At 51.0% G+C, this 19,654-nt stretch carries 6 protein-coding genes and 2 pseudogenes; all 8 read left to right on the top strand.

Annotated elements, in window-relative coordinates; translation table 11 throughout:
* Positions 1–197: 197 nt before the first annotated feature.
* Positions 198–12,071: an ESPR-type extended signal peptide-containing protein gene (locus ACZOWY_RS01920; RefSeq protein WP_484392480.1), complete on the top strand. Its 11,874-nt coding sequence runs from the start codon at positions 198–200 to the stop codon at positions 12,069–12,071.
* A gap of 174 nt (positions 12,072–12,245) precedes the next feature.
* A complete protein-coding gene (locus tag ACZOWY_RS01915; protein ID WP_484392479.1) occupies positions 12,246–12,956 on the top strand; it encodes a hypothetical protein in 711 nt (236 codons plus the stop codon).
* 144 nt (positions 12,957–13,100) lie between these two features.
* On the top strand, positions 13,101–15,038 hold the full coding sequence (locus tag ACZOWY_RS01910; RefSeq protein WP_484392478.1) for a BamA/OMP85 family outer membrane protein: 1,938 nt from the start codon (positions 13,101–13,103) through the stop codon (positions 15,036–15,038).
* A 633-nt stretch (positions 15,039–15,671) separates the two neighbouring features.
* Positions 15,672–16,277: a recombinase family protein gene (locus ACZOWY_RS01905; RefSeq protein ID WP_484392477.1), complete on the top strand. Its 606-nt coding sequence runs from the start codon at positions 15,672–15,674 to the stop codon at positions 16,275–16,277.
* A gap of 213 nt (positions 16,278–16,490) precedes the next feature.
* Entirely contained in the window at positions 16,491–16,763 is a 273-nt protein-coding gene (locus ACZOWY_RS01900) for a helix-turn-helix domain-containing protein (protein WP_484392476.1), read from the top strand.
* A gap of 230 nt (positions 16,764–16,993) precedes the next feature.
* On the top strand, positions 16,994–18,253 hold the full coding sequence (locus ACZOWY_RS01895) for a nuclease/transposase family protein (RefSeq protein WP_484392475.1): 1,260 nt from the start codon (positions 16,994–16,996) through the stop codon (positions 18,251–18,253).
* 79 nt (positions 18,254–18,332) lie between these two features.
* A pseudogene (locus ACZOWY_RS01890) lies at positions 18,333–18,707 on the top strand (ESPR domain-containing protein); the annotation flags it as partial.
* A 747-nt stretch (positions 18,708–19,454) separates the two neighbouring features.
* Positions 19,455–19,568: pseudogene (locus ACZOWY_RS01885) on the top strand (hypothetical protein); the annotation flags it as partial.
* Positions 19,569–19,654 lie beyond the last annotated feature (86 nt).

Here is a 19,654-nt window from a genome sequence, read left to right as displayed (position 1 = left end):
TGAAAATTTCTATAATGATAAATAGGGGGAATTTTAAATTTAAGATGATTTTAAAATTTCATTCACTATTATATTATCTCCGCATCCATATACAGGCGCATTCGGACCTGCTTTTGCGGTAAAAGTTGGGTCTGCACTGATATACACTTTAACTTTTTTATTTGGACTCAAATATTTTTTGTAAAAGGAGGAGACCCATGAACAAAATTTACAAAGTAATTTGGAGTAAAGCCCGTAATTGCTACGTGGTGGTTTCCGAGATCGCGAAAACACACAGCAAAGGCGGCACCGGTGTGACCGGGGTTGTAAAAAAAGCTGGTTCGTCCGCATTACTGACGGCGGCCGTAACGGCGATGCTGCTTGCGCCGATGGGCAGTGCGTGGGCAGCGCCAGTGGACATCAGTTCTAATAGTGATGAATCTGCAACAGCTGTATTCAACAACAGCAATAATTCTATAGAAATCGGTGACAATACGATTTCAGCTTCTGGGGACGACAGCATTGCAATTGGTACTAGCCAGACTACTGCCGGAGGCAGAGGCAGTGTAGCTATTGGCAGCAGGGCGAAGGTTGACGAAGGCGTGGCCCGTGGTACTGCAGTTGGTGACAGTGCTGTTGCAAGTGAGCGGGACAGTTCAGCTTTTGGCAGCGGCGCAGAAGCGAGTGGTACTGAAAGCACAGCTATTGGTCATGACTCTGATGCATCAGGTACCAGCGCAGCAGCAATCGGTAATGCTGCTACGGCATCAGGCGCTGATTCTTTTGCGGCTGGTTATGACGCCACAGCTTCTGGTGGCTCCAGTATTGCAATTGGCGAGCAGGCTGAAGGTTCAGGCGGATCAAGTAGTGCTGTTGGCGCAGGCTCTGAAGCTAGCGGACAGGCAAGTACTGCTTTAGGCACCGGGGCAGAAGCAACGGCCACGAATGCCACCGCAACCGGTGCGGCTGCTTCTGCAACAGAAACTAATGCTACAGCAAACGGTACCAGCGCAAAGGCGAGCGGTGAAGATTCCACTGCCTTGGGCTCTGGTGCAGCAGCAACAGAAAAACGGGCGGTTGCCTTAGGCGGCGGTGGTTTGACCGATCCAACAACAGGAGAGCCTTCCGGCAATTCCGCTCAGGCGTCGGCTGAAGATGCAGTTGCTATCGGTTCCGGCTCTCGTTCCAGTGGAGATTCCGCTGTCGCTCTCGGTGGCGGTGGTGAGGATCAGGGAGCCAATGCCAGCGGTGCTGGTGCAGTTGCTGTCGGTACCGGAACACATGCCAACGGTGAAAATAGTGTTGCAATCGGCGGCGGTGATGAAAACAAAGGTGCAACCGCAGCAGCTGATGCTTCTATTGCCCTAGGTAATAATGCGTCTGCAGTTGAAGATGCTACCAACGGTGTAGCTATTGGTACAGGTTCTACCGTTAATATTGCTAACGGCGTAGCTTTAGGTTCCGGTTCCGTAGCTTCTACTGACAAAGAAATGGACGGATATATTCCGAATCCGAAATCCTATATGGATTACACAACGCCGACCTGGTTATCTACGGAAGCGGCGGTTTCCATCGGTGATCCGGCAAATGGTATTACCCGTCAGATCAATGGCGTAGCAGCCGGTACGGAAGATACAGATGCGGCCAACGTCGCCCAGCTGAAAGCGGCGATGACGCACTACTATAGTGTAAAGACAACAAAAGAAACTGACGAAGAAGGAAACAACAACTACGATAACGATGGCGCAACCGGAAACAATGCTCTGGCGGCAGGCGTAAAAGCTTCTGCGCAAGGCGAAAATGATGTTGCAGTTGGCTATCTTTCCACGACAGACGCAAACAAGAATCAGACTGCGGTTGGTAATAACACACATGTTTCCGGAGGTTCTGACAGTCAGGCTTTTGGCAGCAATGCAACAGTGAGCGGGCAAGGTTCGACTGCGGTCGGTTATAATACTCATGTTTCAAGCAGTGGAAGCCAGGCAATTGGTAATAACGCAACTATTGATGGTAGCAGCAGTTCTTCAACTGCGGTTGGCTATAACACTCATATTTCAAGCGGATCAGCCAGCCAGGCTTTCGGTTATGACGCAACCGTAAACGGTAATAATTCCACTGCTGTAGGCAATAATGTACATACAACGGGTTATGCTAGTCAGTCATTTGGTCAAAATGCAACTGTATACGGTAGTTACGCGACAGCAATTGGCTACGACTCCCATACAAGTAATAGTAATGCTACAGCTCTTGGCAGCAGTGTTTCTACAAGCAGTGCGAATAGTGCAGTTATTGGTTACAGTTCCTCTATTGATTCTTCCAGTGAAGGAGCTTATGCTTTTGGCAAACAAGCAAGAATAACTTCCAGTTCTGGTGGTTTGGCACTTGGTAATAGTACTTCCTTGTCAGGGGCAGGTGGTTCTACGGCGGTCGGCAGCGAGACAGGAGTTTCCGGTAGTTACGGTTCGGCAGCCTTGGGTACGAATTCTCATGTATCCAATGGTTCTAGTGGTTCGACAGCAGTTGGTAATAGTGTTAATGTTTCAAATGGAAGCAGTGGTTCTGCTGCTTTCGGTACATCAACCGATGTATCAAGTTCTTCCGGCAGTACGGCGATTGGTAGTAGTTCACATATTAGCGGCGGTTCCGGGGCTACAGTTTTAGGCGTAAATGCGACAACAAGCGGTTCCAGTGGCGCGATTGCAATGGGCAATGATGCACATATTACCAACTCTACCGGAGCAATTCTACTTGCAGAAAACCAATCTAGCATTTCGGGCAGTTCTGGTAGTACTGCGATTGGCAATTATGTAAGTATATCTGGTGGTTCGGGCAGTAATGTCTTTGGTGATAGTTCCAGCATCAGCAGTGATGGCGGCAGTACCTTGATTGGTAATAGTTCTTCTATTTATAATGGGGCTGGCAGCCATCTGTTTGGTAACCAGTCAACAATCAGTAATGGTAGCGGCGGTGTGCTTATTGGTAATAGTTCATATCTTTATACCAATGGCCAGATTGTGGGTAACAATAATACGATTGACAGCGCTGGAACCGGCGGCGGCGTGTTTGGCAACAATTCAACCGTTAAAGCTAATGCCGGCAGGGTAATTGGTAATTATTCTAATGTAACTGAAGGCAGTAACGGTTCTGTTGTTATTGGCAATTCTTCAACAATCCAAGGCGGCAGTGCCGGCAGCTTTTTGATGGGTGAGAGTTCGACAATCGAAGGTGGCAGTGGTGGCAGTTACTTAATTGGTGATCAATCGAAGATTACGAGCGGTAGCAGCGGCAGCCAGGCGTTTGGTGGAAACGCTACTGTGAGTGGCAGCGGTGGTGCAACTGCATTAGGTAATCAAACCAGTATTACTAATAGCGGTGGCAGTCAGGCAATCGGTGTCAATGCAAAAGTTAGCTATGGCGGCGGAGATGCTGCGATTGGTAACGGTGCTTCGGTTACCAGCAGTGGCGGCGCAACGGCGTTAGGTAATGGAGCTTCCGTTACTAGCAGCGGCGGCAGCCAAGCATTGGGTCAAAATTCCGTTGTTACCAGCAGCGGTGGTGCAACAGCTGTTGGCACGAATGCGGTAGTTAGCGGCAGCGATAATGGTCTGGCTGTAGGCGCACGAGCTGTTGCAACTGGTGGCTGGGCAGCTACTGCTATCGGCACGGATGCTACAACAACGATTTCTCAAGGCGTTGCATTGGGTTCCAATGCGTTGGCAAATATTGAATCGGGGAAAACCGGGTACAATCCGTTGTGGAGATCCCAGCCTCTGACTCCGGAAGAAATCGATTCCAGCACCTGGACTTCCACTTTAGCTGCTGTATCCGTTGGCGGTAAGACTTTTACCTATGCTAAAAAAGATGCAGACGGCAACTATGTGCGTCCAGATGGTACTATTACAGATGATCCAAACGAAGCAGAACAGATTACTAAAACTTACACCCGCCAGATTGCCAACGTGGCAGCAGGTACAGAAGATACCGATGCGGTCAACGTAGCTCAGTTGAAGAAGGTTGTAGCTGAAGCAGCAGGCAGTGGGGACCATTATTTCGGCGCCGACGATGCAATAGATGCAGTGCAAACGGAAGCCGGCCCTGTTACGGATAACAAGATCACCCGTATCCATAACCAGCAGGTAAACATCATCGGTGATTCCGAATATACTACGACTAAGGTAGATGGCAGAATCTATGAAGGCGTTACTTACACCGAAAAAGAAGGAAAATGGGTCGACGCAAATGGTAATGAACTGCCGGCAGATGCGGAATATACCGAAACAGAAGTTACTCAGGCTGAACTGACTAAAGCAGGTAATATTCTGACTTCTAAAACGGAAGATAAGTATGGTATTACATCTATCAAAGCAGAACTCAACCGCGATTTGGAAGTAGATACCATTGTCGTAACCGGTAAGGACGGCAAAGAAGGAGAACCTGGTACTCCGGGCACCATCGGTATCAACGGTCGCGATGGCACCAACGGTAAGGACGGCGAATCCGGGGAAACCACTACTCGCGTAGATATCCAGGTTGGGCCCAGTGGCGAACCGGGTCTGGATGGCAAAGACGGTGTTACCCGCATCATCTACGAAGACGGTGACGGCGAACACGAAGTTGCAACCCTGGACGATGGTCTGAAATTCGGCGCCAATGCTCCGGAAGAAGAAGAAGGCAAGAACCCGGTTCCCAATAAACTGAACTCTACTGTTAACATTGTAGGTTCTGAAGCAGTTGAAGGCCGCGAATACAGCACGGAAAATCTGACCACCACCGTGGGTCAGGCAGAAGACGGAACAACCACCATCACCGTTAAGATGGATAAGGATCCGAACTTCGATACCCTGATTGTTAACGGCAAAGACGGCAAGGACGGAGAACCCGGTACACCTGGCAAGATCGGTATCCGTGGAGAGCCTGGCGAAGACGGGACTCCGGGCGAGGTAGCCTATATCTCCGTTACGAACGACGGCACCCCCGGTGTTGACGGCAAAGACGGCGAAGATGGCATCACCCGTATCGTTTATACCGATCCTAAGAATCCGGAAGGCGAACCGATTGAAGTTGCTACCCTGGACGACGGTATGAAGTACAGCGGTGACTTCGGCAACGATAAGGACAATCCGGTTGCGGTAAAACTGAATAACCTGGTTGACATCAAAGGCGAAGCTGAGTCGGAAGACGGTCTGACCACCGGTAATATCGGTGTGGTTGCTGCTCCTGCAGTAGACGAGGAAGGCAATCCCACCGGCGGTGCTGAACTGAAGATTAAACTAAACAAAGATATCAACCTCGGTTCGGATGGTAGTTTAGTAGTTGGTGGCACGGTCAATGAAGAAGGCGATTTAATCAACCCGATCACCATTGCAAACCAGACTGTTGTAAATCAGGCTGGTGATGAAGAGACCGGCAATTACATCACTAATCTGGACAACCGGACATGGGATCCCACTAACATCGTGGAAGGCCGTGCGGCAACAGAAGACCAGCTGGCTGCGGTACAGACTCATTACTACAGTGTAAATGACAACGGAACGCAGCAGGACAACTGGCTGAACGACGGTGCTACCGGCATCAACTCCCTGGCAGCAGGCACCAATACAAAGGCAAGCGGCATTACATCAACTGCAGTTGGTCATAATGCAAATGCTTCCGTAATGGGCGCTGTTGCACTGGGTGCTAACTCTGTGGCAGACCGTCCGGCCGCAACCGAATCCGGTTATGATGTTTCCACCGGTACCAATTATGACGGTACGGATAAGGATTCCGCAACCTGGAAAGCTTCCACTGGCGCACTGTCCATTGGCGGCACGCAGGAAGTTAAGACGAAAGTAGAACCGGGTACTCCCGGTGCAGTGGAAATTGACGGTGAATATTATCTGGTGCAGACTGTAGAAACTACCCGTCAGATTACCGGCGTGGCAGCAGGTCTGGAAGATACCGACGCTGTCAACGTGGCACAGCTGAAACGTCTGGAAAATGCAATGCAGATCCACGACTACAGCGTTAACTCCATTGATCCGGGCAGCGACCTGAACTATGATAACAAAGGCGCGACCGGCGACAACGCTATGGCAGCCGGCGTAAATGCCATTGCTGAAGGTGAAAACAGCACGGCGGTGGGCAACATGGCCATTGCCCGCAATGACAATTCCACGGCGGTAGGCAACAAAGCGCTTGCTTCGGCAGACAGTGCAGTGGCCATCGGTGACGATGCGCAGGCGAACATCGAAAACTCTGTAGCCATTGGTTCCGGTGCACGGACAGTCGAAGTTGTCGGCACTCCTTCTTATGAAATTGGTGGAACTACGTACAACTTTGCTGGTGCGGAACCGGTAGGTACCGTTAGCGTAGGCGCAGCAGGTGAAGAACGTACCATCACCAACGTAGCGGCAGGCCGTATCAGTGAAGAGTCTACAGACGCTATCAACGGCAGCCAGCTGTGGGCAGTTACCGAAGCCATGAAGAGCGGCCATACTGAAGTGACCGTAGGCGAAGGCACACCGGCCGGAGAAGGCGAAGGCGTATACAACACCGGCGGCAACCTGGATCTGAATGTGACCCAGGCAGAAGACGGACATAATATTTACGATCTGAAGCTTGCTAAGGATATCGACGTAGATACCATCGTCGTGAACGGCAAAGACGGCAAGGACGGTAAGATTGGTATCAACGGTGAAGACGGTGTGACCAGCTACATTACAGTAACCCATGACGGCGAACCCGGTGTGGACGGCAAAGACGGTATCACCCGCATCATCATCGATGACAAACCGGTTGCCACTTTGGACGACGGCATGAAGTACACCGGCGACTTCGGCGACGGCGCAGCCGTGAAGCTGAACAAGACGATGAACGTGGTCGGCAACGCAGCCAGCGAAGATGACCTGGTTGACGGTAACATCGGCGTAACCGCAGACCAGAACGGCGAAGACGGCAAGCTGACCATCAAACTGAATAAAGACATCAACCTCGGTGATGAAGGCAGCATCACCTTCGGCGACGTACATATCCATGACGGCGACGAAATCAGCTTCGGCGACAATGTGATCCACAACGTGGCTCCCGGCGTGGAAGACAACGACGTGGTGAACGTAAGCCAGCTGAAACAGTACTCCGCGGCAGCGAGGACGGAAGTATCTGTAGGCGATGTACGTGTAACGGAAGACGGAACCCCGGTAACGGGCGGCAATCTGGAACTGAAACGTACGAAAGATGAAAACGACGAACACGACATCTATGACGTACGTCTGGCGAAGGACATTGACGTCGATACTATCGTAGTGAACGGTAAAGACGGCAAGGACGGCAAGATCGGCATCAACGGTGAAGACGGCGTGACCAGCTACATTACGGTAACCCATGACGGCGTACCGGGCGTAGACGGCAAAGACGGTATCACCCGTATCATCATCGACGATAAACCGGTAGCTACCCTGGACGACGGACTGAAATTCGGCGCCAATGCTCCGGAAGCCAACAGCGGCAACCCGGTAGCCAACAAGCTGAACAGTACTGTCAATATCAAAGCCGCAGATGCAGTGGAAGGACATACCTATTCCACCAAGAACCTGACCACCACCGTAGACCAGGACGAAGACGGAAACACCACGATCCTGGTGAAGATGGATAACGATCTGGAAACCGATACCATCGTAGTAAATGGCAAGGACGGCAAAGACGGCAAGATCGGCATCAACGGTAAAGACGGCGTGACCAGCTACATTACGGTAACCCATGACGGCGAACCCGGTGTGGACGGAAAAGACGGTATCACCCGGATCATCATCGATGACAAACCGGTAGCTACTCTGGACGACGGCCTGAAGTACACCGGCGACTTCGGTGACGGCGCAGCCGTGAAGCTGAACAAGACCGTGAATGTAGTCGGCAATGCTAAGAATGAAGACGATCTGGTAGACGGCAACATTGGTGTAACTGCTGATCAGGACCGTGAAGACGGCAAGTTGACCATTAAACTGAATAAAGACATTAACCTTGGCGATGAAGGCAGCATCACCTTCGGCGACGTACATATCCATGACGGCGACGAAATCAGCTTCGGCGACAATGTAATCCATAACGTAGCTCCCGGCGTGGAAGATAACGACGTGGTGAACGTAAGCCAGCTGAAACAGTACTCCGCGGCAGCGAGGACGGAAGTATCCGTAGGCGATGTACGTGTAACGGAAGACGGCACTCCGGTAACGGGCGGCAATCTGGAACTGAAACGTACTAAAGATGAGAACGATGAACACGACATCTATGACGTACGTCTGGCGAAGGACATTGACGTCGATACTATCGTAGTGAACGGTAAAGACGGCAAGGACGGCGCAGTCGGCCTGACCGGCAAGGACGGCGTGACCCGCACCATTACCATCACCAAGGACGGCGCACCGGGTCTGGACGGCAAGGACGGCGAAGTCCGCATCGTATATGAAGACGGTGAACATAATACCCACGAAGTAGCCACTCTGGACGACGGCCTGAAGTTTGGCGCCAACAAACCTGAAGCCAACAGCGGCAACCCGGTAGCCAATAAGCTGAACAGCACCATCAATATTCTGGGTGAAGAACCGGCGGAAGGCGCCGTTTACTCCACCAAGAACCTGACCACCACCGTAGACCAGGATGAAGACGGGAACACCACGATCCTGGTGAAGATGAACCGCGACCTGGATGTAGACACCATCGTAGTCAATGGCAAGGACGGCAAAGACGGTAAGATCGGTATCAACGGTGAAGACGGCCAGACCACCACGATTTCCGTACAGACTGACGGCAAACCGGGCTTAGACGGTGAAGACGGCATTACCCGTATCGTATACAAAGATCCGGAAGGCAACGATCACGACGTAGCTACTCTGGACGACGGCCTGAAGTACGCTGGCGACTTTGGTGACGGCGCGGCTGTGAAGCTGAACAACACCGTAAATGTCAAAGGCGAAGCGGAAAATGAAGAAGACCTGACTGACGGCAACATCGGCGTAGTGGCGAACCAGAACGCCAACGGCAAGGATGCTGACCTGATCATCAAACTGAATAAGGATATTAACCTGGGCGATACCGGCAGCATCACCATGGGCGATGTTTATATCCATGACGGCGACAAGATCAGCTTCGGCGACAACCAGATCCACAATGTGGCAGCCGGCACGGAAGATACAGATGTTGTGAACGTAAGCCAGCTGAAAGAGTACTCTGCTGCAGCTAAGACAGAAGTTACCGTTGGCGGCGGCGTAAAAGCAGGCACGGACGGCAATTATGCGACCGGCGGCAACCTGGATCTGGCTGTAAGCACCGATCCGGACGACGGCCATGAAATCTACGACCTGAAGCTTGCCGACAACATCGAACTGGGCGGCCCCGGCAAAGACGGCAAGGACGGCGTGAACGGCAGCATCGGCGTGAACGGCGCTGACGGCAAGAGCGGTGTAGGCATCGACGGCGAAAACGGCATCACCGTATACGGCAAAGACGGTAAAGACGGCGATCCGGCAGTAGCTATTAACGGCAAGGACGGCGTAGGCCATATTGGTCTGACCGGACCGGCAGGTGCTGACGGCAAGAATGCTTCTGCGGATATCACCGTACAGCAGGGACCGGTAGGCGTTGACGGTACTGACGGCGCTGACGGCACCGACGGTATGGACCGCATCGTCTATGAAGACCATAACGGGACGACCCACGAAGTAGCTACCCTGGACGACGGCATGAAGTACAGCGGCGACTTCGGCAACACGAAGGACGATCCGGTACCGGTGAAGCTGAACAATATTGTAGATATCGTAGGTGAATCTACTGCAGCAAGCGAAGACGAACTGTCCGACGGCAATATCGGCGTAGTAGCAAAAGCTGACGGCGACGGCGCCAAGCTGGTTGTAAAACTGAATAAGAACATTGACCTGACTGAAGAAGGCAGCGTGACCATGGGCGATACCGTGATCAACAACGAAGGTATGACCATCACCAACGGCGGTCCGGAAGGCGACATCGTCATCAACGGCGATAACATCTCCTTCGGAGGCAACCAGATCCATAACGTGGCTCCTGGCGAAGCCGACGACGACGCGGTCAATGTAAGCCAGCTGAAAGAATACACTTCGGCCGCAAAGACGGAAGTTACCGTAGGCGGTGGCGTGAAAGCAGGCACCGACGGCAATTACAACACCGGCGGTAACCTGGATCTGACGGTAAGCAACGATCCGGATGACAACCATGAGATCTATGACCTGAAACTGGCAGATCAGGTTGAATTAGGCGGCCCGGGCAAAGATGGTAAGGACGGCGTAGACGGTTCTATCGGCGTGAACGGCGCTGACGGTAAGTCTGGCGTAGGCATCGACGGCAAGGATGGCATCACCGTATACGGTAAGGATGGCAAGGACGGCGATCCGGCAGTCTCCATCAGAGGCGAGGACGGCGTAGGCCATATCGGTCTGGCAGGCCCGGCCGGTAAGGACGGTGCTGACGGCATCAGCGACATCCATATGATCTGGGGCGATCCGACGGTAGGTAATGACGGCGATCCCGGCAAGGACGGCATCACCCGTATCGAATACACCGATCCGGAAGGCAATCCGCATCAGGTAGCCACCATGGACGACGGCCTGTACTTCGGCGCCAACAGCGGCGACCCGAACCCGGCAGCCAACAAACTCACCAGCACTGTGGAAATCAAGGGCGCAGGCGAGAAGGACGATGAGAACTACAGCGGTGAAAACCTGAAGACCATCATCTCCCAGACCGGCGAGGGCGCTGAAGCAGTAACAACGATCAATGTAGTAATGGATAAAGACCTGAACGTTGACAACATCGCGGTCAACGGCAAGGACGGCAAGGACGGCACCATCGGCATCAACGGCCGGGATGGCACCAACGGCAAGGACGGCACCAACCGCGTTGATATCCAGGTAGGACCCAGCGGCGAACCTGGTCTGGACGGCAAAGACGGCGTGACCCGCATCATCTACGAAGACGGTGACGGCGAACACGAAGTAGCCACCCTGGACGACGGCATGAAGTATGCCGGCGACTTCGGCGACGGCGCAGCCGTGAAGCTGAACAAGACTGTCAATGTAATCGGTGAAGCGAAGAACGAAGATGACCTGACCACCGGCAACATCGGCGTGGTAGCGGAACAGGACGGCGACGACGGCAAGCTGACCGTCAAGCTGAACAAGGACATCGACCTTGGCAAGGAAGGCAGCGTGACCACCGGTGACACCGTCATCAACGACAACGGCCTGACCATCAACGAAGGTCCCAGCGTGACCAAGGAAGGCATCGACGCAGGCGGCATGAAGATCATCAACGTGGCGCCGGGCGAAGACGATACCGACGCGGTCAACGTAAGCCAGCTGCGCGACTTCGAAGACAGGATCGGTGGCGACATCACCAACATCAACAACAACCTGAACAGACTGGGCGACCGGGTGAACAAGGTAGGCGCAGGCGCGGCTGCTCTGGCAGGCCTGCATCCGCTGGACTTCGATCCGGATGCCAAGTGGGATGTAGCAGCGGGCTACGGCCATTACAAAGGTGAAAATGCAGTGGCTATCGGCGCGTTCTACCGTCCGAGCGAAGATGTGATGCTGAATGTAGCTTCTACAGTAGGCAACGGCGACAACATGGTATCCGCAGGCGTATCCGTGAAGATCGGCGGCGCCAACCATGTATCCAACTCCCGCGTGGCTCTGGCCAAGCAGGTTCTGGAAATGCGGAAAGAAATGGAAGACATGAAGAGCCTTATGGCGGACAGCGCCTTCGGCCGACAGCTTGACCTGTCCAAGATCCAGCTGTTCCCGGATACGCCGGAAAATCATTGGGCTTACGACTACGTGGCAACACTGGCCGGCAACGGACTGCTGGAAGGCTATCCGGACGGCAACTTCAGAGGCGATCGCGATCTGACCCGTTACGAAGTGGCGGCGATCCTGTATCGCGCTATGATGAACGGAGCGCAGCTGACGCAGCGTGCACTGGCAGAATTTGCTCCGGAACTGGATCGTATCCGTGTCGACACACTGACGAGACACAGCGACGGAACTCCGTCGATCCAGCGTGTACGTATCATCAAAGACCGTCGGTAATACTGACACGGAAACGTACAGGAACGAACTGGTTTTGTGAACACAAAAGAAGAGCAGCCGGCGGCATATCCCGGGGATATGCCCCGCTGTTCCCGGTCAGGAATTGGAAGAAGCAGGCAGAAACGGCAAGTTGATGTGAGCGAGGACCAATCCGTAAGAAAAGGAGCGAAAACGATGAAGAATCTGAAAAAAATAGCAGCAGCGGCGCTGATCAGCTGTGCGGTATGCGGCAGTGCATTCGCGGCGGCAAAAGAGAACCCCACTATCATTATCAACGGGCAGATCACCCGCTTTGAAGCGGGCCAGATCTGGATCATCGAACAGGCCAACGGCGCGAAGATCCGCGCCGACCTGGGTAAACACGGCGGCCGGTTGTGGCGCCTGAAAGATATGGAATTCACCGGCACTTTCGTGCAGGATGCCAAAGGTCCGCTGTTCAAGATGGACAAGGTAAAATTTGAAGACCCTGCCATTGATGAGCGGCTGAACCGCCCGGGCAACGGGAATAATGCGGCGGTATCCAAAGTGGAAGACGACCGCGACGTGGCGTTCTATTATCCGAACCAGGTACCGACGGATAACAAGACTTACATCACGCAGAATGTAAAAGGGGTGGGTGATTTATCCGTTTACCAGCAAACAACCTCTGAACAGATGATGAAAGTGAGTGCCAACAGCAAAGTGACCCTGATTGGCCGTCCCATCAAGACGATCGTCAAAGACAAGGAGATGCTCTTCTGGGATCAGGCGAACAAACCGTTCCGTGTGGTCATGAACGGCGCGTTCATCCCGCTGGGGCAGCGCAGCTTTGTGTATGGGGTATTGACCGGTAGTGCGGACGGGGTTCCCTGCCTGTCACTGGACATGGTGGAAAGTATTGAGTAAAACGTAATGCCGGTGCGGCAGACAGCTGTATCGGGTAAGTAACAGACAGTAAAACAGGTGGGGCTGGCAGCAGCGTTTTGTTGTACCTGACGGCTCCGCCTTTTTACCAGAGAGTAATGTAAATGCTCGTAAGGAGGGACGGTTATGTGTAAAGGAAACCGTTTTCGGCTCACTGCGGCAGTCCTCGCGCTGTTCGTTGCCTCCTTTACGGGCGTTTCTGCTTTTGCGGAAGAACCGACCTATTCGGGGACAGCAGTACTGACGAAACAGCAGAAGCGTCCGGAAGCGCCGGCGGGGATCAGCCAGGAAAACATTTCTACCACCAATGCGATCCTGTCGGCGCCGGTAGAGAATGTGGAAGAAGGCGAGACGGAGAACTACGTGGTGCGGAAGGTGGACGTGGCCGGCAACCGGATCGTGCCATCTGGCCCGATACTGAAGAAAGTGCTGACCAGCAGCGGTCTGCCGTTTAATGCGGAGACGGTGCAGCTGGATGCTCAGGCAATCTCGACCATGGGCTGGTTTTCGGATATCCAGGTCCGCCTGCAGGAAGTGGACCCGGCGGAGCAGACCGGTGTGGAAGCCGGGAAACAACTGGTGGATGTGATCTTTGAAGTAGAAGAGAACCCGGTGGTGAAGCAGCTGGAAGTAACAGGCAACACCCTGGTGGACAATGAAACCATAGCAAAAGAACTGCGGCTTCAGGGCGGGGAGATCGCCAACACGACCATCATCAACTACCAGCTGGAGAAGCTGATGGACGATTACCACAAGGCCGGTTATACGGCGGCCCGTGTGCTGGATGTGGCCCTGACCGAAAGCGGAACCCTTTCTATTGTGATCGATGAAGGTCTGATCGAATCCATCACGGTAAAAGGCAACAAGAAGACAAAGGATTATGTCATACTCCGCGAGATGCGGTTCAAGCCGGGGGAACCCTATAATGTGAAACAGGCCAGCCGGAGTCTGCAGCGGCTGAACAACCTGGGTTTCTTCCTCAGTACAGATATGCATCTGAAGAAGGGAAAAGACCCGCGGAAGATTGCGGTGGAAGTGCAGGTCATTGAGGATTCCCCGCTGACGGTGGGCGCCGGCGTAGGGTACAGCGAGTCGGAACGGCTGTTCGGCACAGTGACGGTGCAGGACATCAACCTGAACGGTACGGGCGACAGCGGGATGGTCCAGTGGGAAATCGGTTCCAAGAGCAAGTCCAATTACTATGTGTCCTATACCCATCCCTGGCTGGACAAAAAGGAAACGGCCATGACGGTTGCGTTATACGGACATACCCATGAATACGCGGAGTACAACCGGGATGCCCATGAGATAGGGCGTTACGACAAGAAGTCCAACGGACAGGAGATCACCTTCAGCCGTGCGGAAGGCGAATACACCCGGAACTACTTGAAACTGAAGCGGCGGGAAGACAAATACGCCGGCCCGATTGACGGTTATAACCCCCAGTATTATGAAGACAGCTATAACAAGCAGTACTATCAGGACTTCGGTGTTTATACCACGGCAGCGCAGCGGCGGAAACAGAATTTCGGCGAGACCCGGAGCATCACGTTTACGAGGATCACGGACAAGCGGGACAACATATTCTTCCCGCGCAAGGGTGCATTAACCTCTTTCTCGCTGGAGCAGGCCGGCTTCGGTGGAGATTTTACCTTTACGAAACTGTTCGGTGAATACCGGTATTACATCCCCCAGAAGCGAAACGTAATCGCCATGGACCTGATGGCCGGATACGCCTGGGGCGATCTGCCCCTGTCCCAGCGGTTTGCTTTGGGCGGCGCCTCGCTGCGCGGCTATGAGGAAGATCAGTTCATGGGCAACAGTATGCTGAAGGGCACGGTGGAATACCGTATACCGGTTTCAAAGAAGTTCACGGTACTGGGCTTTGTGGATGCAGGCTACGCCTGGGATAAACGGGACGAAAGACGGTTCGACCTGTCGAAGATCAAAGCGGGCTATGGCGTCGGGATCCGTTTCGCGACCCCCATCGGGCCGGTGAAACTGGACTACGGTATCGGCGAAGACCGGGGCCGCTTCCACTTCAGCTTCGGGCACCAGTTCTAAAAAGTTTTGAAAGTAAGAGCGCAAGCAGGCGCGACATAAAATCCGGGTGTAAAAACACCCGGATTTTTTTCGTGAAGCCGCATGATTACTGAGGTTGTACCCTACGTACTCATTAATATATGATAGACAGTTTGTTTGTATCAGTAAGCGTAACCGCCAGGCAGACAATACAAACTGCCTGAGAGTGGGGTCATGGGGCTTTGCGCGAAAAAAAGCAAACTGTTTTCTATATACAATAGAATATACAAAGTATGAACGAGAAAATATGACTGGCGCTCGATACCCGGCCCTCTTTCTGTAAAGAATAAAAAATTATAAATTAAATTGTATAATTAAATAAGTATAATTAAATAAGTATAATAAAAACGATTGCGTTTTTATAATATTCCTGCTATAATCAAGGAAATTGATTAAAAAATCTCGGAAATACACTTTCTTTTTTATACGGAATTAGTATAAAGGCATCCGAATAATAGGATTAAAAACTGTTGTTTGGGTGTTTTTTATATCTAGAAAACAAAAAGTTTGCTATTAATATTTGCAAGAATAAAAATTTCATGTAAAATGATTACAGGCCAAATGTTTATAGCTGTTGTACATAAACGCCTGCAGAGATGATGGAGGAGGAGCGAGATGGCAGGGGGAAAAATGTACGGCTATATACGGGTTTCCAGCAGAGATCAGCATACTGACAGACAGCAGATTGCCCTGCTTCGGTACGGAATACAGATGAGTTGTCTGTTTACAGATAAGCAAAGCGGCAAAGATTTTGAGCGTCCGCAATATAAAAAACTTCTGCGACTTGTGAAACCAAACGACTGTATTGTCGTAACGTCTTTAGACCGGCTGGGAAGAAACTATACAGAAATACTGGAACAGTGGAACTATATAACACATATCAAAAAAGCTGATATTACGGTGCTTGATATGCCCTTATTAAATACACGGGAATCGCGGGATAATCTGACCGGCCGTTTTTTAGCCGATATCGTACTTCAGATTTTAAGTTATGTAGCAGAAACGGAGCGACATAATATCCGCAGGCGGCAGGCGGAAGGAATTGCCGCGGCCAAAGCGAAAGGCGTGAAACTGGGGAGACCGAAGAAAGCGCTGCCGGAAAATTTTCAGGAAATAATGAATCTGGTCTGTAACGGAATGATGTCATACCGGCAGGCAGCAAAAGAATTACACGTAAGCCATTCCTGGTTATACCATATAATAAAATCAAAAAGAGTATAATACAGAAAAGCTGACGTCCGTAAAAGTACACTTTTATAGACATTTGGTTCTTGACGAAATATTTGATACAGGGTAATATATATTTGTAATAATTCTGTGTTTCAAGTTGAGCTATTATCGGCCGGAAAAAGAAAAGCTGACGTCCGTAAAAGTGTACTTATTTGAACATTGGCCTCATATAAGTATTTAACTATTACAATTAGGTGACTCTTAATGAAATATGGGACAGATATTGTTTTCCGGTACATTGGTGCCAGAATAGCGTATTATCGGATTTTAAGCGGGTTAGCGCCTGAAGAACTGGCAGATGAGGTAAATATCGACCAGACAGTCCTGCAGAGAATAGAAGCAGGAACCTATCAGAAAGAATTACACATGAGTCTGTTGCAAGTCATTGCAGATGCTTTACAAGTTGACTGCGGGACCATGCTGCATGTCTGTGACTCAGACATGAAATACCTGCTTGCGCATTGCAATAAATGGTAACTGAAAAACAACTGATTATCATTAGAACATTAATTGTGTCGTATGAAAACCGGATGTATAGTTAACTATCATTCCATTTCATAGAAAAGGCATTGTTGCCTTTGGGTTCGTTTGCTTTCCCAAAGGGGAGAAGGCGCAGCGAATGGGACTGTTGCCACTCACTAAAAGCTCAGGCAGAACCGTAAGTCCTGACAGCCGGAAGGCTGAAATAGGGTTATTTGGAGTAAATTATGCAACGAAGCATCATACTGAAGATTATTCGTCCCTATGACGAATCCATAAAATGGGACGATATGGGATATTTGTGGAGGGGGCTGTCATTTAAAGTTTGTAAAATTTCCAATTACTGCATGACCCATCATCTGTTACGGGCCATGAACCTGGAAACGGAAAATCTGAATTCCCAGGGGCGCCTTTATTGTTATCCCCATCTGGTCAAAGAATATCCGGAGATTCCGGCAGGGATCATCTGCGCGGCGGAAGGACGGGCCCGGAAAGTGTTCAAGCAAAACGCAAAGGGCATTTTGTATTCGGAAACGTCCTTACCCAGTTTCCGTAAAGACTGCAGCATTCCGATTCCCGTAAGCGGGTACAGCCTGCTGAAAGCCGGGGCGGATACCTATGTGGCAAGCATACAGTTCCTTTCCCGGCAAGCTGCAAAAACGCAGAAACTGCCGGGGCGTATCCAGCTGGTGCTGGCCAGTAACTGGCGGGACAAATCCGCAGGGCGGGTTTTGCAGCAGCTTGCGGAGGGAACCCTGAAACGGGGGATTGCCTCACTGTTTCGCAAAAAGAAGGACTGGTATCTCAGCATTCCCTATGAAGTGGAGCCATCGGGCGCGGATGACAGTTTTGAACCTGAGCTGGCGATGGGGATCGTTTTCGGTTTTCAATGCGCCCTTGCTTATGGGTTCAACCGTTTGCTGAAACGGGGGATGCTTGGCGGGGACGAATTACTGGCTCATCGGGAAAAGATGCTGGCCCGGAAAAAGCAGATTCTGACTCAGTACAGATGGTCGGGACGCAAGGGCCATGGCCGGGAAAGCGCGCTGAAACCCCTTCAGGCGTTATATGAGAAAGAACGGAACTACCGGAATCTTACCAATGAAAGGTATGCAAAGTGGATTGCAGAAATCGCAAAAAAGAACCGGTGCGGCAAAATCTATCTGGATACAGGTGGCAGCAGCGGTCAGGGCGTGCAGAACATTCTGCTGGCATACTGGCCCAAGGAAGAGTTACGTAAAAAAATCATAAACAAGGCGGAAGCATACGGGATCGAAGTGGTGGAATGTACCGACGCGGAAATCCGGAACCGGTGCAGCCGCTGTGGTACGTTACAGGAACCTTCAGAAAACAAAAAGTGGTTTGTCTGCAACCACTGTGGGTATGGGAAGGATGACAGGAAAACCGGAAACGGTTTCATCAGTGTTGATTACAATGCCGCAAGAAATCTGGCAGTGTATGATACAGGGTCTAAAGAACCGGTTTAATAAACGGGAAAGTATGGGAAATCTAATACTGATATTTTAAATGTTTTAATTTTAAATATACAAGGGAGGTAAATTCGATATGAATAAAATTTATCGAATTATTTGGAGTAAGACGAGAAATTGCTACATGGTGGTTTCGGAGATTGCGAAACGCAATGGGAAATGTAGTTCAAGTTTGAATAAAAAAATAATTGCTTCTTTCTTGTCCGCAGGCATGATGTTAAGTCTTCACAATGCAGCTTTTGCTGATATACCAGAAGGAACTACTTCCGGTTCAGGGGCAATTGCAATTGGAAATGAAGGCTATGGTCCTAAAACAACGGAAATTAATCCCCTAATGCCTGCATATCTTTGGAATTTCAGAGATGTCTGGACAACAACTACTGCGAAAGGAACAGATACAATTGCGATTGGAACTGCAACTCAGGCATTAGGAACAAGTGCTGTTGCGATAGGGCATCAGGCGCTGGCATATAACTCATACGCTGTGGCAACAGGATGGCGTGCGATTGCAGCAGGCGAACATTCTGTAGCCTACGGTGACCATGCATATTCTTTAGGGAATATGGCAACTGCGATCGGTAAGGACAGTAAAGCGTATTTGGTGAGCGCTACCGCTGTGGGAGAGAATGCTAACGCCACTTACTATGAACTGGGGGAACTGGAAAAAAGTCGATATGAAAGATCGGAGCATGGCTCGGCATTCGGTTCATATTCTGCAGTTGGGTATAGCTATGGCGGAACGGCGTTAGGATCCTGGTCCTGGGTTGATAACAGTGCATACGGCGCTTCTTTGGGAAACTTTGGCTCGGTTCAAAACAGTAAGGCAGGTACTGCGCTTGGATCACTGAGTCTGGTTAATAACAATCCTGGCGGCGTGGCTCTTGGTTCTCAGGCTATTTCTGAAAGAAATGGAAATACTTTTTCATCCGCCCTGTCTGATCCTTATCATGGTACTGAAAGAGAAGCGAAAGGCGGTTATGACTTAAGTCTGGCAAATCAGGGGTATGTTCATCCTTCGGCGAATGTATTAGAACTGATTGAAGCGTATCATAACGATAAAACGCCGGAAAAAAAGGCTGAACTGATGGATGCCTTAACCTGGAATTCTACAGATGGCGTTGTATCAGTAGGTACTTTTATGGACGGCGAAGGTCCCGAATTCGGTGCATTCCGTCTTAACGATGAAGATGTTTTTGTTACCCGGCAGATTACCGGTGTTGCAGCTGGTTCCGCTGATACAGACGCAGTCAATGTTGCCCAGCTGAAAATGGTAACGACAGCATTGGAGACCTTGAAACCGGAAATTGATACAGATAACCGGAATGTCGGTTTAATTGACAATCAGGATGGCAAACAGGAAATAGTTTCTCCTTATTTAGAAATACAGGGAATTAAAGA

The organism is Succiniclasticum sp., assembly GCF_056977735.1.
The sequence above is the reverse complement of the archived record's forward strand: the minus strand, read 5'-3'. Positions and strand labels throughout refer to the sequence as shown.

Bases quoted from the DNA above. Each gene is read 5' to 3' on its own strand.
- ACZOWY_RS01905 (WP_484392477.1), top strand. From the start codon at position 15,672: ATGGCAGGGGGAAAAATGTACGGCTATATACGGGTTTCCAGCAGAGAT.
- ACZOWY_RS01915 (WP_484392479.1), top strand. From the start codon at position 12,246: ATGAAGAATCTGAAAAAAATAGCAGCAGCGGCGCTGATCAGCTGTGCG.
- ACZOWY_RS01910 (WP_484392478.1), top strand. From the start codon at position 13,101: ATGTGTAAAGGAAACCGTTTTCGGCTCACTGCGGCAGTCCTCGCGCTG.
- ACZOWY_RS01920 (WP_484392480.1), top strand. From the start codon at position 198: ATGAACAAAATTTACAAAGTAATTTGGAGTAAAGCCCGTAATTGCTAC.
- ACZOWY_RS01900 (WP_484392476.1), top strand. From the start codon at position 16,491: ATGAAATATGGGACAGATATTGTTTTCCGGTACATTGGTGCCAGAATA.
- ACZOWY_RS01895 (WP_484392475.1), top strand. From the start codon at position 16,994: ATGCAACGAAGCATCATACTGAAGATTATTCGTCCCTATGACGAATCC.